Annotated in this window: 12 protein-coding genes; 5 read left to right on the top strand and 7 right to left on the bottom strand. The window is 45.5% G+C overall.

Annotated elements, in window-relative coordinates:
• Window positions 1-68: 68 nt before the first annotated feature.
• The 4 genes from sufB to OO016_RS03330 all read right to left on the bottom strand — a co-directional run bounded on the left by sufB (window position 69) and on the right by OO016_RS03330 (window position 4,589).
• Entirely contained in the window at window positions 69-1,514 is a 1,446-nt protein-coding gene (sufB, locus tag OO016_RS03345; protein WP_266010823.1) for a Fe-S cluster assembly protein SufB, read from the bottom strand.
• A 22-nt stretch (window positions 1,515-1,536) separates the two neighbouring features.
• Window positions 1,537-1,866: a HesB/IscA family protein gene (locus tag OO016_RS03340; RefSeq protein WP_266010821.1), complete on the bottom strand. Its 330-nt coding sequence runs from the start codon at window positions 1,864-1,866 to the stop codon at window positions 1,537-1,539.
• 123 nt (window positions 1,867-1,989) lie between these two features.
• Window positions 1,990-3,342 carry a hypothetical protein gene (locus OO016_RS03335; RefSeq protein WP_266010819.1) on the bottom strand — a complete coding sequence of 451 codons (1,353 nt, stop codon included), beginning with the start codon at window positions 3,340-3,342 and terminating at the stop codon, window positions 1,990-1,992.
• The gene (locus OO016_RS03330; RefSeq protein WP_266010817.1) at window positions 3,339-4,589 is read right to left on the bottom strand and encodes a choice-of-anchor B family protein; all 1,251 of its coding nucleotides are present in this window, start codon (window positions 4,587-4,589) and stop codon (window positions 3,339-3,341) included. The genes OO016_RS03335 and OO016_RS03330 overlap by 4 nt, the downstream gene beginning before the upstream one ends.
• 77 nt (window positions 4,590-4,666) lie before the next feature.
• Between OO016_RS03330 and thiL the strand changes: the two genes are divergently transcribed.
• On the top strand, window positions 4,667-5,716 hold the full coding sequence (gene thiL, locus OO016_RS03325; protein ID WP_266010815.1) for a thiamine-phosphate kinase: 1,050 nt from the start codon (window positions 4,667-4,669) through the stop codon (window positions 5,714-5,716).
• Here the strand turns inward: thiL and OO016_RS03320 are convergent, their stop codons facing one another.
• A complete protein-coding gene (locus OO016_RS03320; RefSeq protein WP_266010813.1) occupies window positions 5,717-5,935 on the bottom strand; it encodes a DUF1660 family phage protein in 219 nt (72 codons plus the stop codon).
• A gap of 239 nt (window positions 5,936-6,174) precedes the next feature.
• On the opposite strand from OO016_RS03320, the gene OO016_RS03315 reads away from it, so the two are divergent.
• Complete coding sequence (locus OO016_RS03315; RefSeq protein WP_266010811.1) at window positions 6,175-7,470, top strand: branched-chain amino acid transport system II carrier protein; 1,296 nt, start codon at window positions 6,175-6,177, stop codon at window positions 7,468-7,470.
• A 1-nt stretch (window position 7,471) separates the two neighbouring features.
• Here OO016_RS03315 and OO016_RS03310 read toward each other — a convergent pair whose 3' ends face one another.
• Entirely contained in the window at window positions 7,472-8,764 is a 1,293-nt protein-coding gene (locus tag OO016_RS03310) for an aminopeptidase P family protein (RefSeq protein ID WP_266010810.1), read from the bottom strand.
• 144 nt (window positions 8,765-8,908) lie between these two features.
• Between OO016_RS03310 and OO016_RS03305 the strand changes: the two genes are divergently transcribed.
• Window positions 8,909-11,758, top strand: coding sequence for a beta propeller repeat protein (locus OO016_RS03305; protein ID WP_266010808.1), 2,850 nt, complete (start codon window positions 8,909-8,911; stop codon window positions 11,756-11,758).
• Between the two features lie 46 nt (window positions 11,759-11,804).
• On the top strand, window positions 11,805-12,194 hold the full coding sequence (locus tag OO016_RS03300; protein ID WP_266010806.1) for a DUF2721 domain-containing protein: 390 nt from the start codon (window positions 11,805-11,807) through the stop codon (window positions 12,192-12,194).
• A 25-nt stretch (window positions 12,195-12,219) separates the two neighbouring features.
• Here OO016_RS03300 and OO016_RS03295 read toward each other — a convergent pair whose 3' ends face one another.
• On the bottom strand, window positions 12,220-13,104 hold the full coding sequence (locus OO016_RS03295; protein WP_266010804.1) for a RimK family alpha-L-glutamate ligase: 885 nt from the start codon (window positions 13,102-13,104) through the stop codon (window positions 12,220-12,222).
• Between the two features lie 223 nt (window positions 13,105-13,327).
• Between OO016_RS03295 and OO016_RS03290 the strand changes: the two genes are divergently transcribed.
• A complete protein-coding gene (locus OO016_RS03290; protein WP_266010802.1) occupies window positions 13,328-13,996 on the top strand; it encodes a succinate dehydrogenase cytochrome b subunit in 669 nt (222 codons plus the stop codon).

Raw genomic sequence — 13,996 nt, 5'->3', positions numbered from 1 at the left:
TTAAATATTTGGGTGCTATTAGCATCCTGTTAAAATTTCTTTTTCAATATTAATGGGGTAGAACCCATTTACCCCACAGATCCCTCAAGGCTGATTTCCAGCAATTTCTGCGCCTCAACTGCAAATTCCATCGGCAGCTTGTTGAGAACCTCCTTGCTAAACCCATTCACAATAAGGGCAATAGCCTTTTCCGTATCGATGCCTCGCTGGTTGCAATAGAAAATCTGATCTTCTCCAATTTTACTGGTCGTGGCCTCATGCTCAATCTGGGCACTTTTGTTTTTAGCCTCTATATACGGGAAAGTATGCGCTCCACATTTATTCCCCATAAGCAGAGAATCGCACTGGGAAAAATTCCTGGCGTTATCTGCCCTGCTGTGAACCTGTACCAGTCCACGGTAGCTGTTTTGTGATTTCCCTGCCGATATACCTTTGGAGATGATAGTACTTTTGGTATTCTTTCCCAGGTGGATCATTTTGGTTCCGGTATCGGCCTGCTGATAATTATTGGTAACTGCTATGGAATAGAATTCCCCGATAGAATTGTCTCCCTTGAGAACACATGACGGGTATTTCCATGTAATTGCAGAACCGGTCTCCACCTGTGTCCAGGAAATCTTGGCGTTCTTTTCGCAAAGTCCTCGCTTGGTCACAAAGTTGTAAACCCCACCGTGGCCATCCTTATCGCCGGGGAACCAGTTCTGTACTGTAGAATATTTTATTTCTGCGTTGTCTAAGGCTATCAACTCAACAACCGCCGCGTGCAACTGGTTTTCATCCCTGGAAGGGGCTGTACATCCTTCAAGGTAACTTACGTAGCTGCCTTCATCTGCGATAACCAGGGTGCGCTCGAACTGCCCTGTCCCGGCCTGATTGATCCTGAAATAGGTGGAAAGCTCCATAGGGCATCTAACTCCCTTGGGAATATAACAGAACGATCCATCAGAAAAAACCGCAGAATTGAGTGCTGCGTAAAAATTGTCCTTTTGCGGTACAACCGTTCCAAGGTATTTCTTAACCAGTTCAGGGTGTTCCTGTATGGCTTCGGATATGGAACAGAAGATGATCCCTTTTTCCGCAAGTGTTTCCTTGAAAGTGGTGGCAACAGACACAGAGTCCATCACAATATCCACTGCCACACCAGCCAGTTTCTTCTGCTCCTCTATGGAAATACCGAGCTTTTCAAATGTTTCCAGCAACTCCGGGTCTACCTCATCCAAACTGTTGTATTTAGGCTTCTTGTTGGGTGCAGAGTAATAGGAGATGTCCTGGAAATCCGGTTTTTTGTATTGGACATTGGCCCATTCCGGTTCTTCCATTTCCTTCCAGGCCTGAAATGCCTGAAGCCTCCAGGCGGTCATCCATCCCGGTTCGTTCTTCTTTTTGGAAATGGCAATGACAATATCTTCATTCAGCCCTTTAGGAAGGGTGTCTGATTCAATGTCTGTATAGAAACCATACTCGTATTCCTTGGTTTCCAGTTCTTTCTTTAATTCTTCTTCGGTATATGCCATGTCTTAGCTTGTCTTTGCAAGATTATAGCGAGAAACTTTCCCCGCATCCACAGGTGCGTTGTGCGTTTGGGTTGTTAAACACAAACCCCTTTCCATTGAGCCCTCCGGAATATTCCAGAGTAGTCCCCACCAGATATAAAAAGCTCTTTTTGTCTACTACAATACGGACTGAATTGTCTTCGAATATCTTATCCGTATCAGCAGCCTTGTTGTCAAAATTTAACTCGTACGACAGGCCACTGCACCCACCGCTTTTTACCCCGACACGGACGAAATCGGTGTCCGCATTGAAGCCCTCTTCAGTCATGAGGGCTACTACTTTCTTCTTAGCTGTATCGGAAACCTTGATCATTTTTATATAGATTAACTCTAAATAGTTGACAAATATAGTGCTTAGGCCCGGAACTACCGCATTTCCTAACATTATTATAACGTATTGTAATATAGTAAAACTCTATGCGGACGGAGGAGTTGTCTACTGCAGTTTCAAAACAATGAGATCTGTCCCTCCCTTGTTCTCAAGTTCTTGAAAATCAGAACTGTCGCTGGAACCAACCAGGATAAGGCTTTGCTCTCTGTCCTCCACTGCATCAAACGCCAAATCCAGGGCACTGCCCCCAAAGGTCATTTGCCAGATCAATTGCCCCTGAAGATCCGTTTTGGCAAGCCACATATCATTTTCCCCGGCATTGGGAATTTGGCCCAGTCCGTTGCTTTTTGCATTTCCCGCTATAAGGATCTGGTTTTCACTTATAACCTTTACGCTATGGGCTGCATCGAACGAACTGCCACCATAGGTTTGTTCCCAGATTAAGTTGCCCTCATCGCTGAGGTGAATCAACCAGCTGTCTGCTTCACCATTGTTGGATGCAACGTCCTGATCCGTGCTAAAAGTATGTCCTGTTATGAGGTAGGAATTGGTTTTCGTTTTAGCAATGTCATAGGCAATTTCAATCCCGCTGCCACCAAATGAACGTTCCCAGACCAGCTCTCCCGTACTGGATATTTTAACCACCCAAAAGTCGTAGCTGCCTCTGCTGGAAGTGATATCGAAATCATCGCTTTCGGAAAAACCGGCCATTACAAAACCCCCGTCATCGGCCTGCACCACAGCATGAGCACGATCATTATTGGTGCCCCCGTAATAGCTCCTCCATTCGAGATTCCCAGAGGCATCAATCTTAGTCCCCCAGAACTCGCCAACCCCGTGCCTGGTCAGGGAATTACCCTTAAAGTAAGTTCCGTCTGCCAGGGCAGAAGTTATGTCAAGAAATCCAACAAAGAAAAAGCCACCATCAGCAGTCTGGACAAGGTCATAGGAATGATCGTGACCCGAAAAACCAAAGCTCTTTTCCCACTCCAGGTTACCCTGAGCGTCAAGTTTCAGGATCCAGTTGTCGTGGAAGCCGTTGTTGCTGGTTCCGTCCCCATCATTGCTCATGGCATAGCCCGTTATGGCATAACCGCCGTCCTGTGTCTGTATTATGGACTGGCCGCGGTCGTCCTTGCTGCCCCCATAGGTCCTGCTCCATTCCATGTTTCCATCAACATCCAGTTTCAGCAACCAGTAATCGTTTACGTTTAATGCTTTGCCCTGCAAATCTCCATCGATGCTGTTGGTATACCCCAGGACAGCGTAGCCGCCGTCTATGGTTGCGATTACCGATTGGGCAGTATCATCCCCGGAACCTCCAAAATTTTTTATCCAGACCAGCTCCCCCTGGAAAACATCATAGTTGTAGATCTCAAAATAGCCCGAACTGTCTACACTGCAGGAAATGAAGATGGAAAAAGCGAGAAGTAATAAAACACTTAAGATTTTGCTCATGGTTGCTTGCGTATTATAAACAGCCCGGAATTGATATCACTCAAAACAATCTTTCCGCTATCGAAATAGGGATAAACGCTCCATAAACCATCAAATTGTGCCGTATTGCTGGATGGATAGGTATCAAAAAAGCCCGCCTCAATGAGTTCCTGGTTGGTGATATTGGAAATATCCACTACCCTTAATCCGGCCGTATAATTAGCAAGGAAAAATTCTGTTCCCTTTACATATCCGTTATGGTCTATTGCCGAAGTGGGCCCCAGGTAAGTGGTGTGCAATACGGGCGCATCCAGGTCTTCAAAATCAAATACCAGTGTGCGGGACCGAAAACCCAGGTTGAGTTCGTCCAGCTCATCCCCAAGCAGAAAATAGCGCTGGTCTTCCGTGAACCATCCCTGGTGCGTGTAGCGCAGATTGGAATAGGTGAGTGTGGATATTGCCACCGGATTGCTTTTGTCGGTAACATCCACAAGTACCACCTGGTTTTCATTGGCTCCTATAAAAATTTCCCTGCCCGCATAGTCCGGGTCAGGCCCGTTATAGGTAACCACCTGTGCATCATGTGTATATCCGCTGTCCCCATAACCTCCCGCCAATAATGGGTTTTGGGGATCCCGGATATCGATAAAATGGACCCCTCCATTGAATTGGTCACTCCTGGAAGTTCCCACTGCATAGGCATAACCTGAAGCCTCATTAATAACAATGTTATGGGAGTTTCCAAAGCCATTGTATACCGCATCTGCCGTAAACTCCACCGGTGGGTTGCTGACATCCCGCAAACGGGTCAGGTCAAACACCTGCATGCCATGACCATTTGCTTCCGAACCAATAAATGCATGATCCTGATATACTTTGATATCCCTCCATAGGCTTGGGCTTGTTTCCGTAGGCAATTTGCCAAGGTAAATAAGGTTTTCGGTGTCAGTTATATCAACGAATGCTGTACCATTATCCAGTCCGAGCAGCACATATTCACTCCCTGTAGTGCTGTCTGTCCACCCCCAAATATCATTGGCGCTTGTTGCGTTGAAAGTGCTCAGGAAAATCTGGCCCAGGAGGTCATATCCGGAACAGGGGTAACTGCCCGCCATACCATCTTCACAGGGAACAAAATTCGATTGGGGTTCCCCTCCACCGGCAGGAGGTGTATTATCCACAGGGTCCATCCCTGTTCCAGCCGGCTCATTATCCGGCGAACAACCGTTGATCAGCAAAATGCCGATTATTAGCAGTAGCTTTTTCATAACAATTCTTTTTTCTTGCAAGCTCTTTTTCTGCTTAAAGATAAGATTAATCTCGCCTCACTCCTTACTTTTGTCCTATGTTTGAGAACAAAGAAAATAGCAGGACCTCACTGGAAGAACTGGGTGAATTTGGATTGATTGACCATCTAACCCGGCATTTTAAGATAAAGCAATCCACTACAGTAAAAGGGGTTGGAGATGATGCTGCTGTTTTACGCTTCAAGGATGTAGATACGGTTGTGACTACAGACCTCCTGGTGGAAGGTGTTCATTTTGACCTGGGATACATGCCATTGAAGCACCTCGGTTATAAAGCGGTAATGGTTAATCTCAGTGATGTCTATGCCATGAATGCCCGTGCCACCCAGATCACGGTTTCAATAGCGGTATCGAACCGCTTTCCACTGGAAGCCCTGGAAGAATTATATGCCGGCATTGCCCTGGCCTGCGAATTGTACAAGGTAGATCTGGTGGGAGGAGATACCACCTCCTCCAATAAAGGAATGCTGATCAGTGTCACAGCAATCGGCACAGCCAAAAAAGAGGATGTGGTCTACCGCAGTGGGGCCAAACCAAATGACCTTCTGGTGGTGAGTGGCGACCTCGGGGGTGCATACCTTGGCCTGCAGGTACTTAAACGGGAACAGGAAGTTTTTGCTGTTAACCCTAAAAATCAACCAGACCTCAGCCCTTATGCCTACCTGGTGGAAAGGCAGCTCAAACCCGAAGCCAGGAAAGACATTGTGGAACTGCTTGAAAAATTGGATGTCCGTCCCACGTCAATGATAGATATCAGCGACGGGCTTTCTTCGGAAATACTTCACCTTTGTAAAGAAAGCAATGTAGGTTGTTTTCTTTATGAAGATAAGATCCCCCTGGATCCAACTGTGATTAGTACTTGTGAGGAGTTCAATCTGGATAGCTCTATGGTGGCATTGAATGGTGGTGAAGACTACGAGCTACTGTTCACTGTAGACCAAAAAAAATTCCCGAAAATTAAGGGCAACCCTAACTTTACTGTCTTGGGGCATGTAACAGAAAAGGAAGAAGGCGCCTACTTGATTTCCAGGAATAACTCTAAAATTCCTTTAACCGCGCAGGGATGGGATTCTTTTGCTTCGGATTGATCAGGCTACCTGATGAACAGCGCCATGTCTCCTTTGATAAAGTCTCTCAAGCGTCTGGTTTATCTCCTGTAGTTCCGGAGTCAGATTAGAAAGATTGCCACTTACATCGGTAGTTACCTCCTTGCCACAGTGTACACATTTGTATTCTTTTATGTGCATGGTAACCTTCTTGGAAACGGAATAGTGGTGGCCGAAAATGGAACAAAATACTTTCTTCATAATGTAGGTTTAATTGGTAGGCAAGCGCAAACTTTAAGGGTTCTGCATGCAAATTCAACTTGGTCTTTTTCCCAATCACCGTGTTCCTATATCCCAACGATTGTTCCACCGTTTTTATTGAGTGAATCTGGTATTTTTTATCAAATATTCGATGAGTGGTAAGTTATGAGGTGCTTTCCAGAGAGAATACGCATTACAATTGATTCGGTAAAGCCTTATAATTCCCCTACATTTACCATGTGAAAAGCTTATGGAAAAAATGGGAAGCAACCCTGGTCATGGCCCTGGCCCTGTTTTCCCTTTTCTTTGGAGCAGGCGACCTGATCCTGCCGCCACAGCTTGGATTCAAAGCCGGAGGCGACTGGTGGTTACTGGTTGTAGGCTTTTCAATTTCAGCAGTATTCATACCTATTATCGGAATAATGGCCCATGCCAAATTGCAGGGGACAATGTTCGATTTCGGAAAGAAGGTTTCACCCCTCTTTAGTTTGATTTATTGCTACGCTGTTTATGCGATTTCCATATTACTGCCATCTCCCAGAACCGCATCAGTTACGCACGAGATGGGGATAGCCCCCCTTTTTGATTCTTCACCCCTGCTTACCAGTGCTGTATATTTTTCTCTTGTCTTTGTTTTTGTAATGAATCGGTCCAGGATAATGGACATCATTGGCAAATTCCTCACGCCAGCCATAGTTATTATACTCCTTGCAATTATTGTAATATCGGTATTTACCGCTTCCTGGGATTTTGGACTTTCCAGTATTGAACAACCTGTTTCCTATGGGATATTGGAAGGCTATCAAACTTTTGGTGCCATAGGTGCGGTGGTAGTCGGTGGTGTCGTAATTGTATCCCTGAACCTTAAGCAAGAATCCGGAGACTACAATGAAAAGAAAAAAATGATAGGTCGGGCAGGATGGATATCCGGAATGGGACTATTGACGATCTACGGCGGACTGATTCTCAGCGGTGCCCTGCTACAAGATCAGTTTGATCCGGAAATGAATCGCACCGGACTCGTAAGCGCAATCAGCTCCTTTACCCTGGGAAATCAGGCTAATTTGCTTTTAAGTGTTTTGATAAGCCTGGCTTGCTTTACCACAGCAGTTGGTATTGTAACCGGAACTGCAGATTTTGTAAAATCCCGCTTCGATAATTCACAAAAGGCCTATGCTATCACAGCCTTAACCGGAAGCTTTCTGGGGGTTCTTATGGGACAGTTAAATGTTGACTATATAATTGCCGTTGCCGTTCCGGCACTGATGTTCATTTATCCGCTGACCATAGTGCTGATAATCCTTAACGCCCTTCCCGAAAAATGGACCTCTGTCCAGGTATTTCGATGGGTGGCAGGCGCCACAGTCGTCTTCAGTATTCCGGATTTTCTCAGTAGTCTGGGAGTTTCCGGATTAACAAATACCATTGCCGGATATATCCCGTTTGCAGCGGTAAATCTCGGATGGAGTTTGCCGGCACTGGCAGTATTCCTGATTGTTAACCTTTTACATAAATCATCAAAGAATCCAAACTAAATCAGCTATTCATCAGCGACTCTATCTCTTCTGCCTCGATTGGGATATCTCCCATTAAATTAAGTGGTGCGCCCTTTTCCTGTATAATCACATCGTCTTCAAGCCGGATACCAAATCCTTCTTCGGGCAGGTAAATTCCTGGCTCCACGGTAAAGACCATATTGGCCTTCATCGGAGTTTTCAATTCACCATAATCATGGGTATCCAGACCTATGTGGTGACTGGTGCCATGCATGAAATACTTTTTATAGGCAGGCCAGTCCGGGTTCTCATTCTGAACATCTGCTTTATCCAGCAGCCCAAGCCCCAGTAATTCGGAAGTCATCAGCTTACCAACTTCCTTGTGGTATTCTGCCCAAAGGGTTCCGGGAATCAGCATTTTTGTTGCTTCATCCTTGACCCGTAATACGGCATTGTACACTTCTTTCTGTCGATCGGTAAACCGCCCATTTACCGGTATGGTCCGGGTCATATCACTGGAATAATTGGCATATTCAGCCCCTACATCCATTAAGATGAGATCGCCCGCCTTACACTGTTGGTTATTCTCAATATAGTGCAGTACATTGGCATTGTTTCCTGAGGCAATTATAGGCGTGTAGGCAAATCCCCTGGACCGGTTTCGAATGAACTCGTGAAGGTATTCTGCCTCGATCTCATATTCCCAGACCCCCGGTTTTACAAAACCAAGCACCCGGCGAAAGCCACTGTTGGTAATATTGCATGCCCTCTGCATAAGCTCCAGTTCCTCGGTCTCCTTTACCCCTCTCAATCTTTGAAGAATGGGGTTGCTTTTTGCCCATAGATGCGCCGGGAAATCCGCCTTGCATTTTTTGATAAATCGATCCTCCCGGGTCTCGGTAACTACGGCCTGCCTGTAATGCTCATTGGTGTTGAAATAAACAAGTTCTGCTTCCGTCATCAGATCGAAAAAAACCTTGTCAAAATCAGACAGCCAGTAAACACTCTCAATCCCGGAGACCTCTGTGGCCCTTTCCTTGCTGAGCTTTTCTCCCTCCCAAACGGCAATATGTTCATTAGTTTCCCTTACAAACAGGACCTCACGATGTTTTTGTTCCATGGCATCGGGAAACAATAGTAGTATAGATTCCTCCTGATCTACCCCGCTCAGGTAAAAGATATCCCGGTGCTGCTCAAAAGGCATGGTGGTATCTGCACTAACCGGGTAGATATCGTTGGAATTAAAAACGGCAATACTTTTGGGTTTCATGCCGGCCATGAATTTACTGCGGTTTTTAATGAAAAGGCTGTTTGGAATGAGGTCGTATTTCATCAGTATTTGTTTTACCCAAATGTAGCCAATTAAGGCTACCTCAACAAGCATTGATCGAATAGTCTTTCTGGGGAATCCAACTCAAAAAGTTGCCATAGGCATCACAAATTCTTACTTTCACGGCTAAACAATTTCCTTTACTCCATGAAAAAAATATTGCTCGCTGCAACCATGCTTTTTGGCTTGCAAATTACGGCACAAATTGCTGCTACTCCCGTCGATAAGCTAGAAGAAGGGTTAACCTTTAAAATGCAGGTACAGGAACCTTCGCTTTTGAAAAATATCCGTTTCGTCAATATTGGCCCTACCGTAATGAGTGGTCGTGTGGTGGATGTGGATGTGAATCCAAATAACCCAATTGAATTCTACGTGGCCTATGCTTCCGGAGGTTTGTGGTATACCCGGAATAATGGGGTGTCTTTTGTTCCGGTAATGGACAATACGCAAACACAAAATATTGGGGATATTGCCGTACACTGGAAAACAGGTACTATTTGGGTAGGAACCGGTGAAAACAATGCTTCCCGGTCTTCCTATGCGGGCATCGGGCTTCTCAAATCTGTGGACAAAGGGGAAAGCTGGCAGCATATGGGCCTCAAGGATTCACACCACATTGGCCGCATTCTTATCAATCCGGAAAATCCGGCTGAGGTAGTGGTTGGGGTAACCGGGCATTTGTATTCGCCCAATAACGAAAGGGGTATGTATAAAACAGTTGACGGAGGCAAAACCTGGCGTAAAACTTTGTTCATTAATGACCGTACAGGCATAATCGACGTAGCCCATGCTCCTAATAATTTCGATCTGCTTATCGCTGCAGCCTGGGAAAAGGATCGCAAGGCCTGGAATTTTAGTGGTAACGGGGAAGGCTCCGGACTTTACAAAAGTGTAGATGGGGGCGATAACTGGACAAAAATTTCAACACAGGAAAGTGGCTTCCCAACCGGAAGTGGTGTTGGGAGAATAGGACTTGACTTTTTCAACGAGAGCACTGTTTATGCCGTACTTGATAATCAGTACAGAAGGGAGAAAGATTCTGAAAAAGGCAAAGAACCCGGGGAACTTCAAAAAGAAGATTTCAGGGATATGTCCGTCAGGGAATTCCTGAAACTGGATAACAAAAAATTGAACAACTTCCTAAAAAACAATGGATTCCAGGAAAAATACAGGGCCGAAAACGTAAAGCAGATGGTAAAAAGTGGCCTTGTAAAACCGGCGGACCTGGCCAAATATCTGGAAGATGCCAATTCTATGCTTTTTGACACCCCGGTTGTAGGAGCCGAAGTTTACCGAAGCGATGATGGCGGACAAACCTGGACCAAACAGCATAAGGGTTATCTGGACGACTTATTTTACAGCTACGGTTATTATTTTGCCCAGATACGTGTGGACCGCAATGATCCCAACAAAATTTATATCGCGGGTGTGCCCTTGCTTAAATCGGCAGATGGAGGGGCCAGTTTTGAATCCATCAGCAGGGAAAATGTGCATTCGGACCATCATGCCCTTTGGGTGAACCCGGCAAAACCAGGCCACCTGATCAATGGCAATGATGGGGGATTGAACATCTCCTATGACGATGGTGCAAGCTGGACTAAAAACAACTCTGCTTCCGTTGGACAGTTTTATGCCATTAATGTGGATAACCAGAAACCCTACAATGTTTATGGCGGACTTCAGGACAACGGGGTTTGGATGGGTCCCCATACAGCGAGCATGGACGACCGCTGGCTGCAAACCGGTCACAACCCCTGGAAATCCATTATGGGGGGAGACGGCATGCAGGTGCAAATAGACAACAGAAACCCCAATATCGTTTACACAGGTTTCCAGTTTGGGAATTATTTTCGACTCGATCTCGGAAAAGGAAAGCGAAAAGGTATACAGCCCAGGCACGAGCTTGGGGAAACCCCCTATAGATTCAACTGGCAAACCCCTATCCTGCTGTCGCCACATAACCAGGACATCCTGTATCTGGGAGGCAATAAATTGCACAGGTCCATGAATCAGGGTGATAAGTGGGAGGCTATTTCACCGGATCTTACCGGAGGTGGTAAGAAGGGCAATGTTGCCTATGGAACTCTTACTACCATTTCCGAATCTCCTTTTAAGTTTGGCCTTCTTTATGTAGGCAGTGACGATGGCCTGATCCACATGAGCAATGATGGAGGGGGAAACTGGACTGATATATCAACTTCCCTGCCCGGTGACCTTTGGGTAAGCCGGGTGGTAGCATCAAAACATAAGCTAGGCCGTGTCTACGCCACTCTGAACGGCTACCGTTGGGATGATTTTACCCCTTATGTTTTTAAAAGCGAAGATTTTGGGAATACCTGGGAGTCCATTTCCGAAGGGCTGCCGCTTTCCCCTGTAAATGTAATAGCTGAAGATCCTGAAAACGAAAACTTGCTTTTTGTTGGCACAGACGACGGACTTTACGCAACCCTGGATCAGGGGGCTTCGTGGAATTGGTTTCAGGGAGGTATCCCATACGTGGCCATTCACGACCTCGTTATTCAGAAGCAGGCAAAACACCTTGTTGCAGGTACTCATGGGCGGAGCATTTACAGAGCGGATATCTCACATGTTCAAAAGCTCAAGCCCGAAATCCTCAATACTCCTTTGAAGATCTTCGAATTGGACAAGGTTCGTCATTCGTCTCGATGGGGAAATAGTTCCAGGACATGGGGAAAACCGCAAACACCGGGATTGGATATCGTTTTCTACTCGGCTGATGCAAATTCATATAAGGCATCCATTAAATACCAGGACGAAATCGTGGTCAGCGAAGTGGATCTGGTTGCCGATGCAGGGATAAACATACTTTCCTATAATCTCGCCTTTTCAAAAAAGGGCAAATCCGAGTTTCTCAAAACAATTAAAAGGGAGCTCAAAACGTCTGAAGATGGTAAAACCTACCTCCCGAAAGGCAAGTATACAGTTGAAATAAGTGGGGGGCGCAATACGGAAAAGGTATCTTTTGAAATCGATTAGTAACATGAAAAAAGATGGCTCTAAAAACTATTCTAATTAACCGGTTATGGAACTAACACTGAGCATACCTGCACTGTTATTCCCGGCTATTTCCCTCAGCATGCTTGCTTATAATGCCCGTTATCTTGCTATCGCTGCCCTGATCAGGCAACTCCATGCGGAATTCAAGGCAACAGGATCTGCGCGTATTGGGATCCAGGTAAAGCAATTACAACGGCGCCTTCAAATCATCAAAAATATGCAGGCCGTTGCCATAATCAGTTTTTTGCTCAGTGCCATCACCATGTTCCTGATTTATGTGGAGTTGACCTTTTGGGCTAATATGATTTTTGGTGGCAGTCTTCTGGCCCTGATGATCTCACTTGTCCTAAGCCTGATCGAAGTGCAACTATCCACACAATCATTAAGTACACAACTAACGGATATGGAAGGTTAGGAAAGTCAGATGCAATTGAGTGTTATTACTTTTTGCGGGACTGTTTCTCCACATAGCGGACAATTCCCCTGGCAACATTTATTCCGGTGGTGGTTTCGATTCCACGCAATCCCGGGGAAGCATTTACTTCCAATAATAACGGGCCTTTGCGGGAACGGATCAGATCTATCCCTGCAACACCTAGTCCCAGGTATTTGGCAGCATTCAGGGCGATTTGCCTTTCCTTTTCGGTAATTTGGACTATTTCGGATTCCGCTCCGCGATGCACATTGGAACGGAACTCTTCAACGGGGCTACTTCGCTTCATGCTGGCCACAACCTCGTCACCTATCACAAAAATGCGGATATCCTCCCCATTGGCTTCACTTATGAATTTTTGTATCAGGATACTGGTATCCATTTTGTAAAAGGTGTCTATTATGGATTTGGCAGACTTCTTTGTTTCTGCCAGAATAACCCCAAGGCCGTGGGTACCTTCCTGCAGTTTGACAACCACAGGTGTCCCCCCGAGGATCTTGATCTGTTCTTCAATATTATCCGGGTTGATGGAGAACAGGGTTTCTGGGATTGGTATTTGCTTTTTCGACATGATCTGCAGGGTACGCACCTTATTTCTTGCCCGGATAATTCCCAGGGCCCTTGCCGTGGTGAAGATCCCATTGAGCTCAAATTGCTTTACAACTGATGCCCCGTGACGGGTTACCTTGGCCCCTATCCTTGGAATAATGGCGTGGAATTCATCAGTAATATCCTCATCGCCCAGGTAGATCCTGGGCTTTCCTGAACCCAGTTTTACCGAGCATTTTGTGTGGTCTATCACTTCAATATAATGGCCGAGCTTCTCTGCTTCCTCAGCAATTCTCTGGGTAGAGTATACAGCAGCGCTTTGTGAAAGCAGGCCAATATCCATTAGAGTATTTGTTGGTTGATCTTCTGGTCTTTGAATATCGTTCAAAAAAATTAACCGCACATAAAAATCAGAAAATTACTTGTAAAAACTGGCCCAATTTCCATTAGCGCTACACAGATAAAACCTTCTTGCTTAAAATCAGTCTAAATAAAATGCAATGCCCCCAGATGTTTGTTAATAACTGGGCCGTGCCGTATTTTTGAGGACCAAAAAATAAACTCCAATGAGTGCTTTGTTAAAATCATCAATAGCCCGAAAAGTTGTAATGGCACTTTCTGGGCTTTTTCTAGTCATTTTTCTGGTTTTGCACGTTACGATCAACATGGCTTCGGTAATTGATCCGGACATCTTTAACCAATGGTCTCATTTTATGGGCTACAACCCATTAGTTCAGTTCCTGATGCAACCCATTCTGATCGCCGGCGTGGTGATACATTTTGTGATGGGATTTGTGCTGGAGTTTCAAAACAAGCGGGCTCGAAGTGTTAAATATGTTAAGTTCAGGGGAAGTGAAAACGCTCCCTGGGTTTCCCGGAATATGATTTTAACCGGAGGTGTTGTGCTGGCTTTCCTCGGACTGCATTTCTATGATTTCTGGATCCATGAGATAACCTACAAGTTTGTAGAAGCCAATCCTGAAGATCCAACCAGATACTACGAGGAAACCGTTGCTAAATTTGAGCCGATGTGGAGAACTGTGCTGTACATCATTTCCTTCGTGCTGCTCTCTTTACACCTCTGGCATGGCTTTGCTTCTTCGTTCCAGACTATGGGAGTTAATAACAAATACACTCCGGGAATAAAAAAGTTTACCAAAATCTACGCGGTTGTGATACCCCTCGCATTCATTTTTATTGCACTTTATCACCACCTTAATCCTGTAATGCACTAA

The organism is Lentiprolixibacter aurantiacus, from assembly GCF_026241225.1.
GTDB lineage: Bacteria > Bacteroidota > Bacteroidia > Flavobacteriales > Flavobacteriaceae > Lentiprolixibacter > Lentiprolixibacter aurantiacus.
This window is presented reverse-complemented; position numbering and strand designations above follow the sequence as displayed.

Coding starts and splice junctions, on each gene's coding strand:
- sufB (WP_266010823.1), bottom strand. CDS start 1,514: ATGGCATATACCGAAGAAGAATTAAAGAAAGAACTGGAAACCAAGGAA.
- OO016_RS03340 (WP_266010821.1), bottom strand. CDS start 1,866: ATGATCAAGGTTTCCGATACAGCTAAGAAGAAAGTAGTAGCCCTCATG.
- OO016_RS03335 (WP_266010819.1), bottom strand. CDS start 3,342: ATGAGCAAAATCTTAAGTGTTTTATTACTTCTCGCTTTTTCCATCTTC.
- OO016_RS03330 (WP_266010817.1), bottom strand. CDS start 4,589: ATGAAAAAGCTACTGCTAATAATCGGCATTTTGCTGATCAACGGTTGT.
- thiL (WP_266010815.1), top strand. CDS start 4,667: ATGTTTGAGAACAAAGAAAATAGCAGGACCTCACTGGAAGAACTGGGT.
- OO016_RS03320 (WP_266010813.1), bottom strand. CDS start 5,935: ATGAAGAAAGTATTTTGTTCCATTTTCGGCCACCACTATTCCGTTTCC.
- OO016_RS03310 (WP_266010810.1), bottom strand. CDS start 8,764: ATGAAATACGACCTCATTCCAAACAGCCTTTTCATTAAAAACCGCAGT.
- OO016_RS03305 (WP_266010808.1), top strand. CDS start 8,909: ATGAAAAAAATATTGCTCGCTGCAACCATGCTTTTTGGCTTGCAAATT.
- OO016_RS03300 (WP_266010806.1), top strand. CDS start 11,805: ATGGAACTAACACTGAGCATACCTGCACTGTTATTCCCGGCTATTTCC.
- OO016_RS03295 (WP_266010804.1), bottom strand. CDS start 13,104: ATGGATATTGGCCTGCTTTCACAAAGCGCTGCTGTATACTCTACCCAG.
- OO016_RS03290 (WP_266010802.1), top strand. CDS start 13,328: ATGAGTGCTTTGTTAAAATCATCAATAGCCCGAAAAGTTGTAATGGCA.